This is a genomic window from Streptomyces torulosus (genome assembly GCF_001419765.1).
Classification (GTDB): Bacteria; Actinomycetota; Actinomycetes; order Streptomycetales; family Streptomycetaceae; genus Streptomyces; species Streptomyces torulosus.
The window spans coordinates 1-2334 of the sequence record NZ_LIRK01000828.1 but is presented as its reverse complement, the minus strand read 5'-3'; the positions used below and the strand labels follow the sequence as shown (position 1 = coordinate 2334).

The following is a 2334-nucleotide window of genomic DNA, read 5'->3' as shown; positions in this document are numbered from 1 at the left end:
CGCGACGAGCAGCGGCAGCCGCGGGCCCCGGCTGCCGACCAGCCGCCCGGCGACCGGCGCGCACACGAAGCACAGGAAGGCCATCGGAAGCATCCACAGTCCGGCGTGCAGGGCGTCCAGCCCACGCACGTTCTGCAGGTACAGCGTCGACAGGAACAGGAAACCGCCGAGCGCCGCGAACGCGCTGACCGCGATCACGGTCGCCCCGCTGAACGGCGCCGAACGGAAGAAACGCAGGTCGATGAGGGGCTCGTCCCGGCGGGGCTCGTACCGGAGCAGGCCGATGAGCGCGGCCAGGGCGACACCACCGAACACCAGCGTCCGCCCCACCGGCGCCGTCGGCGCCTCGATGATCGCGTACGTCAGCGAACCGAGCAGCGCGATGACCAGGAGCTGTCCCACGGGGTCGGGGCGGCGGGCCTTCGGCGCCCGGGACTCCGGGACGAACCGCCAGGTCAGCGCGAGAGCGGCCAGACCGACCGGGAGGTTGATCCAGAAGATCGAGCGCCAGCCCACCGACTCCACCAGGACACCCCCGATGATCGGCCCCGCCGCCATCGAGATGCCCACCACCGCGCCCCACGCCCCGATCGCCCGGGCCCGCTCACGCGGCTCCGTGAACGTGTTGGTGATGATCGACATCGCGACCGGGTTGAGCATCGAACCGCCGACCGCCTGCACCATCCGGAACACCACGAGCGCGTCGAGGTTCGGGGCGAGCGAGCACAGCGCCGAGCCGATGGTGAAGACGACCAGGCCCGCCATGAAGACCCGTTTGCGGCCGATGCGGTCCGCCGTGGAGCCCGCCAGCATCAGCAGCGAGGCCAGGACCAGGGTGTAGGCGTCGATCGTCCACTGGAGACCGGCGACGCTCGCGCCCAGGTCGCGCTGCAGGGTGGGCAGGGCGACGTTGAGGACGGTGTTGTCCAGGCTCACGATCAGGAGGCTGGTGCAGCAGATCGCGAGCACCAGCAGGCGGTGGCGACGGCTGAGCTCGGGCATGCCGTCCATCGTACGCCCGAGTCAATAGTGCGCCTAACTAATGAATAGGGGGTGTCGGGCCGAGAGCCGCCACCGGACCGGGGCCGGGGTTCGCCCGGCGTGCGGGACAATGGGGGAATGTCCACGTCCTCGACCGCGCCCTCGCTCACGGCCGCCGCGCCCCTGCGGATCGGTCCGCACACCGTCACCCCGCCCGTCGTCCTGGCCCCCATGGCCGGGATCACGAACGCGCCCTTCCGTACTCTGTGCAGGGAGTTCAGTGGCGGCAAGGGCCTCTTCGTCAGCGAGATGATCACGACGAGGGCGCTGGTCGAGCGCAACGAGAAGACCATGCAGCTGATCCACTTCGACGCGACCGAGCAGCCGCGCTCGATCCAGTTGTACGGCGTGGACCCGGTGACCGTCGGCAAGGCCGTCCGCATGATCGCGGAGGAGGGCCTCGCCGACCACATCGACCTGAACTTCGGCTGCCCGGTCCCGAAGGTGACGAGGAAGGGCGGCGGCTCCGCCCTCCCGTACAAGCGGAACCTGCTCCGCGCGATCCTCCGCGAAGCCGTCTCCGGCGCCGGGGACCTCCCCGTCACCATGAAGATGCGCAAGGGCATCGACGACGACCACATCACCTTCCTCGACGCCGGCCGTATCGCCGTCGAGGAGGGCGTCACCTCCATCGCCCTGCACGGCCGCACCGCCGCCCAGCACTACGGCGGCACCGCCGACTGGGACGCCATCGCCCGGCTCAAGGAGCACGTCCCCGAGATCCCGGTGCTCGGCAACGGAGACATCTGGTCCGCCGAGGACGCCCTGCGGATGGTGCGCGAGACCGGCTGCGACGGAGTCGTCGTCGGACGCGGCTGTCTGGGCCGGCCGTGGCTGTTCTCCGATCTCGTCGCCGCCTTCGAGGGGCGTACCGAGGACATCGCGCGCCCGTCGCTGCGCGAGGTGGCCGACGTGATGGTCCGGCACGCCACCCTCCTCGGAGAGTGGATCGGCGACGAGTCGAAGGGCGTCGTGGACTTCCGCAAGCACGTCGCCTGGTACCTCAAGGGCTTCGCCGTCGGTTCCGAGATGCGCAAGCGGCTCGCCATCACCTCGTCCCTCGCCGAACTCCGTGCGGGACTCGACGAGTTGGACCTGGATCAGCCGTGGCCGGCCGGCGCCGACGGACCGCGTGGCCGCACCTCCGGCAACAACCGCGTCGTCCTCCCCGACGGCTGGCTCAAGGATCCCTACGACTGCGCGGGCGTCGGCGAGGAAGCCGAACTCGACACCTCCGGCGGCTGACGGGCCGCCGCCACCCGGCCGCCCCCGCCCGGGGCCGCGCCCGGGTTG

Annotated in this window: 2 protein-coding genes; one reads left to right on the top strand and one right to left on the bottom strand. The window is 71.1% G+C overall.

Features of this window, described 5'->3' with window-relative positions; translation table 11 throughout:
- The coding region (locus AOK23_RS40870) for a DHA2 family efflux MFS transporter permease subunit (RefSeq protein ID WP_055717472.1) at positions 1-1002 on the bottom strand (1002 nt) is incomplete at its 3' end.
- Positions 1003-1119: 117 nt separating this feature from the next.
- Between AOK23_RS40870 and dusB the strand changes: the two genes are divergently transcribed.
- Complete coding sequence (gene dusB, locus AOK23_RS40865; protein WP_055717471.1) at positions 1120-2286, top strand: tRNA dihydrouridine synthase DusB; 1167 nt, start codon at positions 1120-1122, stop codon at positions 2284-2286.
- The last annotated feature ends 48 nt before the right edge of the window (positions 2287-2334 follow it).

Coding starts and splice junctions, on each gene's coding strand:
- dusB (WP_055717471.1), top strand. CDS start 1,120: ATGTCCACGTCCTCGACCGCGCCCTCGCTCACGGCCGCCGCGCCCCTG.